Genomic DNA, 6,880 nt, shown 5'->3' with positions numbered 1-6,880 from the left:
CGCAGAGGCCATGCATGGAGGCCTCAGTTGGGGTTTAACTTAAATTAGGGGTTGATTTGTCACAGGTCGGATTGAAAGGGCGGGCGTTTGCCGGAATTGAATGGGCCGACTTGTTAGCCTCTTGTAGGTAGTCTCCAAAGCCTCCATCCACAAGTTGGTTTAGTTCGAATGCTTCGGGCCTTGTAGCTTGAACGTAAGGTTAGGGTCCTTCGCCTGAAACCGAAGCTTGAAATGACTAGGTCAAGAAGTTCTACCGTCTGTTCGGGATGCTGCATCCTTCGATTAAGTAGACCAATTTCCATAATTATATTTTCGGCTAACGTCGAGGTGATACGCGAGGATCAGCGCGGAGCGCTGACCGCAGTTGTATCGACCGACTGGTTCGCACTGATTTTGGTTACATAGATTTTCTTTTGGTAGATGGGAAAATCGAATCTTTTGAAATAGCCAAAAGGACTTTGAGGCCCAGTGTAACCCTCCACCTCTAATCTCAAGTGGGTTGTATCATGGTTGAACTGTAGTAGTTGTGGGATAATCGGTTCTAATGTATCCAGCTCAAAGCTTTCTTCCTCTCCATCAAAAGTAAATTCGTTCAGTTCAAAGCCATAGGTCCATGTTCCTGAGCCTACTTTCTTCATATACCCGAATGATCTCATTACCTCATCAACGGAATCAGGATTCTTAATCCTATACTTTCTCCCTTCCCTGTATCCTGCCCACTGTGGTGCATATTTATTTTCGGATCCGTAGTAATCCTGAAGGCAATAACCGTTCAAGAACCCCCTGACGTACCATTCGATGAACCAATCCTTTTCTTCTTCTTGAAAGCTTGGGGATGAATCATAGAAGTCTTCCGCGTTTCGGGCGATGAACCATGAATACTCTGAGGGTGTGGGTATCGATCGTTGGAACGCAAATATCGCTCCGACCGCTAAAACAGCGGCTCCTAGGTAGGTGAGCGGGTATTTGCTAATCATTTTTTTTGCGAACGTCGAGGTGATACGCGAGGATCAGCGCGGAGCGCTGACCGCAGTTGTATCGACCGCCTTGTTCTGCTTAGTTTTCATTGTTTTCTAGGCTGGGTCGACCTTTTCGGTGAGATGTTTTGGTAGATACTCGTACACGTAACGAACTCTTCCATAATCGATTTCGAATGAGTACCAAATGCGTTCCAATTTCACCTTGAGCATCAATCTTGTGGGTCGGTCTTCATCATGATCCTGCTTGATCCTTATCCCTTTCACTTGCTCATAGGAATAGTGTTCGTCGCGTCCTCTTCTTCGGATCGTGATCCCATCTTTCTGGATGATCAGATGTTTCGGGAGAATCCATAGCGCAAAAGTGAATATGAGTATCCATAAACCAATACAAATAGGTAGAGCGATGTTCTTTTGATTTTCGGGGAGTACCAGCAGCAAAGGTGGCCCAACGAGAATTGCTACGAGAGTAGGTAGCATAATTTTTTTTGCTGGGTTGTTTGAAACTCGAAGCATCGTTACTCGTCGCTATTCGTTTTCTTATTTTTGCAGAACGTGGAGGACATACGCGAGGATCAGCGCGGAGCGCTGACCGCAGTTGTATGGTCCGTCTGGTTGGATATTTTTTTCATTCGTCCTGTGATGAGTGATATAATGTCTTCGGTCGTGGATACTTTCTTCCGGTCCTCACTGGAAACCGGAAATCCGTAATCTATGTCGAGATCGTCAAGGAATCGGTCGATCTCACCTGGACCGATCCTTAAATCTTCGATCAAATCTTTATTTAATTCCTCGTGCCTTATCGAAAACGTTTGGATGGCTAATTCAGATACCTTCTCGATGACTTCGTCCAAGGTCCAAGCTGTTTTTTGATTCCTCAAGTTGGCTACCGATCCCAAGGTTCCATCTATGGCTGAAATGGCCTTCCTCGCTAACCAAGGGGATGCTAAAAACATCGGATACCAAGTGTAGATCGCGAATGTCCTCGCTCTTTCGGTGTTAGTGAGGAGTAAGAGTGAAGCACTGACGTATGCCATCCCGATGGTCATGAATAATAGTTGAGGGGGAGTGCTTTCGAAGGTAAATGAAACCAAACACGAAAATGCTCCCACAGCTAACAATGGTATACCGGTTAATGCCCAGAAGCGGTTTGGGCTTTGCGAGCTTTCGGATGTTCGTGGTTCGTCCATTCTTTTCTGATCCAACGCAGAGCTCTCACGCGGCGGCTTGCCGACGTTGTGAGAAGCGACTTGATATGCGAATTATTTCTTGGAACGTAATTAGAGCTGATTCGCCTATCTCAAGCTGTTCATGATTCATGCTGTTCTATTCTTAAATTTTGAATACGTTTGGATTACTATCGAAGGAAGGAAAAGCCACCACAGCGAGCCCAACAGTCCGTGGTAGACCAGTGGTAGATAAATGTTATTCCATTCGTAGTTTCCTTCTATGTGTAGGAAGGGTAGAAAAAGGCCCAGACTTACGGGGAAGTCTCCAAATACGAGGAGAAGCCAAACCATCGGTGCTTCCTCGTGTGTGCTCTGGCTGTAGAGAAAACAGAAAGCCAGTACGACCGTGTGGACGACTAGAAAGCTCGTTCCGAGCAGTAGGGCTATCTTCTTTCTCTGCATATCGCTAAGTCCTCACGACGTAGGAGGCGGAGCCTCCGGAGTTGTGAGCGACGTCTGGTTGGCACTAGTTTTTACTCTCTGGTTGTCCATAACTTGTGGCTGAACAATGATGCTTAATGCTAACCCACCTAACTCTCGTAAAGAATGGGTTTGTTTCGATTGCCTGACTAATATCGGGAAATGATCTCTCTAGGAAATCCTTTTCTTTCTTCTCGTTGGGAATGTGGAGTAGTTGCCTCAAGGCTGTCGTACTCTTATCGATACAAATAAACCCTTCTATTGTTTTTCCATTTCCTGATTCCTGGCAGTAGAAGAAGATAGACACTAGGCTGGCTCCATCTTTCAGTTCAAAGCCGCATCCATTTGCGGTTCCAGGCTTCAGTTTGGTTAAACGGTATCCTTGCTCAAGCAGAGCGTCATATGTTGGTTGGATGATCGAAGCCGAAATCTCGAAGTCCTCTCCAATGGACCAACTCGTGCGACCATTGGTGCCAGTTGATTCGATGATCATTTCGGAACACGTTTTCATCTTCGTTTCTTTGCCAACGCTAAGCTCATACGCGAGGGCCTAGAAAACCAAATGAGCAAGTAGTTGGGTTTGAAATGTCCTTGCAGGTTCCACAACTCGGGCGCTTGGCCCGAGTTGTATGGAGCGACTTGTTCGACCTATTTTTCATCTTCGCTAGTTTCGATGAAGTATTCGCAGTTCTGGAAGTCCCAATTCCTGATTTCGCTTTTATCTAAGTAGGTTTGAATCTCAGTCATTTGGTGTTCTTCTATTTTGTAAGTCGCCATCATTTGGTCATCAGTTCCTGTGTCCCAAAGAGTCCGAATTCGCTCGACCGGAAAGTGCATAAACTGAATTTCCGAAACCAGAGTGTCTTCATGTTTTTTGTACTCTGCTATTGTTCTGGTTAGTTTCATTCTTTCGTCGAACGCAGAGGCCATGCATGTAGGCCTCAGTTGGGGTTTAACTTAAATTAGGGGTTGATTTGTCTCTGGTGGGATTGAAAGGGCGGGCGTTTGCCGGAATTGAATGGGCCGACTTGTTAGCCTCTTGTAGGTAGTCTCCAAAGCCTCCATACACAAGTTGGTTTAGTTGGAATGCTTCGGGCCTTGTAGCTTGAACGTAAGGTTAGGGTTCTTCGCCTGAAACCGAAGCTTGAAATGGCTAGGTCAAGAAGTTCTACCGTCTGTTCGGGATGCTGCATCCTTCGGTACGGTAAACCAATCTTCATAATTATATTTTCGGCTAACGTCGAGTCCTCACGACGTAGGAGGCGTAGCCTCCGGAGTTGTGAGCGACGTTTGGTTGGACATATTTTTTATTTCTTCTATGAGTTCTTCGTTCGCCCAAAAGAGCGTGCCAATCGATACGAATCTAAAACTCTCTCCATCTTTCATTTTAATTCTGACTGGTTGGCAGTTCACAAATCGCTCGATCACGATTTCTTCGATTTCAGAGAAAGGGTAAGTAAATTCCTTCTTCGATCTATTGAAACGCAAGCCGTCGCTGAGTTGGTAGACTGTAGCAAGGTTGTGGTAGAAAACGTAGTTGAGAAGTACGATCAGAGCTCCAAAGGCAAGGATCATGAAACGTGCTTCTTTGGCCTCTTCGAATGAGGCCATGAGTGCGAGTATGCCGATGCACGTGATGTATCCATATTTAAGTGGATAGGTCCAAAGACTGGATACTCGTTTAATCATTCTTTTTTCGTCCAACGTGAAAGCCATACGCGCAGGTCAGCGCGGAGCGCTGGCCGGAGTTGTATGGGCTGCCTGGTTAGATACAATTTTTTCTTTCCAAAGTTTGGATACAGAAGTTGCAAATGAATCTGAACAGTGGAGAGCCGCTGGCATCGTATCTTCGAATGAATCACCGTCCATTCTGAAGAGAAAGGCTTTACCTGTCGCAAGAATCGATTCGAAACTGAAATCAGACTTCTCTTTCTTAATTCTTTTGTCGAGTTCGGTTGCCAAGCCGGTTTCGGCTACAAGTAAATCGGCAAATGCCAGATCGGGCATCGGGATAAAAGTACTCTTAATCTTATTCCTTTCTTTTACTTTTACTAGGCCGCCATGACTGGCGATGAACATTTGAAGCCATCGCAGTCCGAAAGGGAAAACCGTATCGTCCCACTCGACATCAAGATCCTCGTCTTTTCGTAATTTTTGGAAGAGATCTTTTGTGTGTGATCCGTAGGAGAAAACGTAAACTTCGTGTTTGTGTGGATCCACAAATTCTCTGACAGCGTCGAGGAAGATATCGAGCTGATCATAGGTTATTTGTGTATCCATTATTTTCATCTAACGTCGAGGACATACGCGAGGATCAGCGCGGAGCGCTGACCGGAGTTGTATGGTCCGTCTGGTTAGATACTATTTTTTATGATTATGACGATAAGCGGAATCGCGATGGAAATGAAAAGCATCATCTTGATCATAGTCTCCTTCGATTGATATTCTTTTTTTCTTATCGCGAGTTCATGACTTTCAAAAGACTCATCGTTTTTCAAAAATATTCGGGCTTCTTTTGTATTTGGTGGTCTGTAGATTTTTTTCCATTCATCTGAGTGGTGAAACCCCATGTAGCGGATGAAGTCTTCCTCCACTCGCATGTGCATCAGGATCACCGGTGTCATCCCAATGCCACAAGCTAAGATAGCTATTTTATTGGGAGCATAGAAGGCAAACAAGACGCTGGTTGGGAGAGCAGCGTACCAAACCAGTAAAAGTCTCTCATAGCTCATTTCCTTCATTTTTGATCTAACGCTAAGCTCATACGGGAGGGCCCAAATGAACGGTCGTACAAGCTACGGGTTTAAATTTGTCTTGTTCGTTCCTCAACTCGGGGCGCTTGGCCCGAGTTGTATGAAGCGACTTGTTCTGCTTCGTTTTCTTTTTGAGCTCGCTGATTCTTTCGATTCGTAACCATCATTTCCATCGTGCTGATTATTCTTTCTCTTTTCGATTTCTGTTCGGTCGAAATGTCTTTCGGTCTCCTTGTCGAAGTTCCGATGGTTCCTTTTCTTCTTTCTTTCCAGTGACTTCTGATTCGTGGGAATCATATTCTCTTCCAATGCAGGATCATTCTTTTGGTTGGAGCCGACTGGTCTCTATGTCCCGAAGTCTTCATCGGTTTGTTTCTGTTTTCACAGTGCAGGATCTCTACTCAACCGGATCATTATTTTTTGCAGAACGTCGAGGTGATACGCGAGGATCAGCGCGGAGCGCTGACCGCAGTTGTATCGACCGACTGGTTCGGATTATTTTATTTTACTTTGAGTGTTCCAATTTTGGGATACGAGTAGACCTGACTCTTCGTAAACATGTCCATCAGTGATAGTTTGATCGGATTCACAAAAAGTGTGACAGCATTGGCTAGAAGAAACATCGGAAGAAGAAAGTGGGTTGGAACTAGAATCAAAGCGTTCTTTCCTTCTTTTAAATCTATACCGAGATAGGGGAAAAACGATCCGATTGCTAAGAAAACTAGATACGGAGAATTTCGAATAACTCGCTTTTTGAGATCAATATTTCCTTTTTCGAGGTCCAACACTTTCATGTTCATGATTCGATTTCCTGGGCTCTCGGGGAAAAGTGTGAAAATAGAGAACAAGACGAAACAGAGTAGATAGGTCGGATTCTTCAATCCGAGTACGTCGAAATTTAGAGAGAGGATGAAGCCGCCAATTGCGGCGTTTATGGCGGCTGCTGCAAAACGCTTTTGGGGTGAAGAAATCTGGTAGATCTGAGAATTCATTTTTTCTCCGAACGCTAAGCTGATACGCGAGGGCTCAGAGGCCGTCGTGTAAGAGTAGGGTGAGATACGTCCTTGCTGAGTCCACAACTCGGGCGCTTGGCCCGAGTTGTATCGAGCGACTGGTTAGCTAAAACTCTTTTCATAACTTTCTAGGTGGAAGGTTTGGATCAAACTCCATATTCCCGTTTAGACATGGAATTTCGTCTTCATCATCTTTTTTGCTTTCTGCTCCAACGCTCTCATCAGAAACAAGGTATGTCACCCTTCCGACTAATCCGTATATGAACGGTAGGACTAGGATTATCGTGATCCAGTAGCCTGTGACGATGACGAATCTGAAGGTGTCTTGTTCTTTCTGTTCTGACACGACTTCTTCTAGGAAATTTAGAGGAAGCGAGAAAATTGCTAGCACGATTACAAACAGAATCAGCTTACCGATCAGTTTCAGTCCAGCTACCCAATGCTTGAGGTACGATTCCGTTATTCTGTTCATTTTTTTCTAGCTAACG

At 45.0% G+C, this 6,880-nt stretch carries 11 protein-coding genes; all 11 read right to left on the bottom strand.

Annotated features, from left to right (window positions below):
* Nucleotides 1-341 precede the first annotated feature (341 nt).
* The 11 genes from H5P27_RS02005 to H5P27_RS01955 all read right to left on the bottom strand — a co-directional run bounded on the left by H5P27_RS02005 (nt 342) and on the right by H5P27_RS01955 (nt 6,864).
* The gene (locus H5P27_RS02005) at nt 342-977 is read right to left on the bottom strand and encodes a hypothetical protein (protein WP_185658721.1); all 636 of its coding nucleotides are present in this window, start codon (nt 975-977) and stop codon (nt 342-344) included.
* A 96-nt stretch (nt 978-1,073) separates the two neighbouring features.
* Entirely contained in the window at nt 1,074-1,457 is a 384-nt protein-coding gene (locus tag H5P27_RS02000; RefSeq protein ID WP_185658720.1) for a hypothetical protein, read from the bottom strand.
* A gap of 95 nt (nt 1,458-1,552) precedes the next feature.
* Nucleotides 1,553-2,026, bottom strand: coding sequence for a hypothetical protein (locus H5P27_RS01995; protein WP_185658719.1), 474 nt, complete (start codon nt 2,024-2,026; stop codon nt 1,553-1,555).
* A gap of 267 nt (nt 2,027-2,293) precedes the next feature.
* Entirely contained in the window at nt 2,294-2,608 is a 315-nt protein-coding gene (locus H5P27_RS01990; protein ID WP_185658718.1) for a hypothetical protein, read from the bottom strand.
* A 64-nt stretch (nt 2,609-2,672) separates the two neighbouring features.
* Nucleotides 2,673-3,119 (bottom strand): hypothetical protein, encoded by a 447-nt coding sequence (locus H5P27_RS01985; protein ID WP_185658717.1) that lies wholly within the window; start codon nt 3,117-3,119, stop codon nt 2,673-2,675.
* A gap of 155 nt (nt 3,120-3,274) precedes the next feature.
* Nucleotides 3,275-3,532: a DUF7683 domain-containing protein gene (locus H5P27_RS01980; protein WP_185658716.1), complete on the bottom strand. Its 258-nt coding sequence runs from the start codon at nt 3,530-3,532 to the stop codon at nt 3,275-3,277.
* Between the two features lie 342 nt (nt 3,533-3,874).
* On the bottom strand, nt 3,875-4,315 hold the full coding sequence (locus H5P27_RS01975; protein ID WP_185658715.1) for a hypothetical protein: 441 nt from the start codon (nt 4,313-4,315) through the stop codon (nt 3,875-3,877).
* A gap of 36 nt (nt 4,316-4,351) precedes the next feature.
* Nucleotides 4,352-4,915, bottom strand: a complete 564-nt coding sequence (locus tag H5P27_RS01970) for a hypothetical protein (RefSeq protein ID WP_185658714.1) — start codon at nt 4,913-4,915, stop codon at nt 4,352-4,354.
* 65 nt (nt 4,916-4,980) lie between these two features.
* Complete coding sequence (locus H5P27_RS01965) at nt 4,981-5,367, bottom strand: hypothetical protein (protein WP_185658713.1); 387 nt, start codon at nt 5,365-5,367, stop codon at nt 4,981-4,983.
* 512 nt (nt 5,368-5,879) lie between these two features.
* On the bottom strand, nt 5,880-6,371 hold the full coding sequence (locus tag H5P27_RS01960) for an RDD family protein (protein WP_185658712.1): 492 nt from the start codon (nt 6,369-6,371) through the stop codon (nt 5,880-5,882).
* Between the two features lie 139 nt (nt 6,372-6,510).
* Nucleotides 6,511-6,864: a hypothetical protein gene (locus H5P27_RS01955; protein WP_185658711.1), complete on the bottom strand. Its 354-nt coding sequence runs from the start codon at nt 6,862-6,864 to the stop codon at nt 6,511-6,513.
* Between the last annotated feature and the right edge of the window lie 16 nt (nt 6,865-6,880).

The organism is Pelagicoccus albus (assembly GCF_014230145.1).
In the GTDB taxonomy this organism is placed as follows: domain Bacteria; phylum Verrucomicrobiota; class Verrucomicrobiia; order Opitutales; family Opitutaceae; genus Pelagicoccus; species Pelagicoccus albus.
This window is presented reverse-complemented; position numbering and strand designations above follow the sequence as displayed.

Coding starts and splice junctions, on each gene's coding strand:
- H5P27_RS02005 (WP_185658721.1), bottom strand. CDS start 977: ATGATTAGCAAATACCCGCTCACCTACCTAGGAGCCGCTGTTTTAGCG.
- H5P27_RS02000 (WP_185658720.1), bottom strand. CDS start 1,457: ATGCTACCTACTCTCGTAGCAATTCTCGTTGGGCCACCTTTGCTGCTG.
- H5P27_RS01995 (WP_185658719.1), bottom strand. CDS start 2,026: ATGACCATCGGGATGGCATACGTCAGTGCTTCACTCTTACTCCTCACT.
- H5P27_RS01990 (WP_185658718.1), bottom strand. CDS start 2,608: ATGCAGAGAAAGAAGATAGCCCTACTGCTCGGAACGAGCTTTCTAGTC.
- H5P27_RS01985 (WP_185658717.1), bottom strand. CDS start 3,119: ATGATCATCGAATCAACTGGCACCAATGGTCGCACGAGTTGGTCCATT.
- H5P27_RS01980 (WP_185658716.1), bottom strand. CDS start 3,532: ATGAAACTAACCAGAACAATAGCAGAGTACAAAAAACATGAAGACACT.
- H5P27_RS01975 (WP_185658715.1), bottom strand. CDS start 4,315: ATGATTAAACGAGTATCCAGTCTTTGGACCTATCCACTTAAATATGGA.
- H5P27_RS01970 (WP_185658714.1), bottom strand. CDS start 4,915: ATGAAAATAATGGATACACAAATAACCTATGATCAGCTCGATATCTTC.
- H5P27_RS01965 (WP_185658713.1), bottom strand. CDS start 5,367: ATGAAGGAAATGAGCTATGAGAGACTTTTACTGGTTTGGTACGCTGCT.
- H5P27_RS01960 (WP_185658712.1), bottom strand. CDS start 6,371: ATGAATTCTCAGATCTACCAGATTTCTTCACCCCAAAAGCGTTTTGCA.
- H5P27_RS01955 (WP_185658711.1), bottom strand. CDS start 6,864: ATGAACAGAATAACGGAATCGTACCTCAAGCATTGGGTAGCTGGACTG.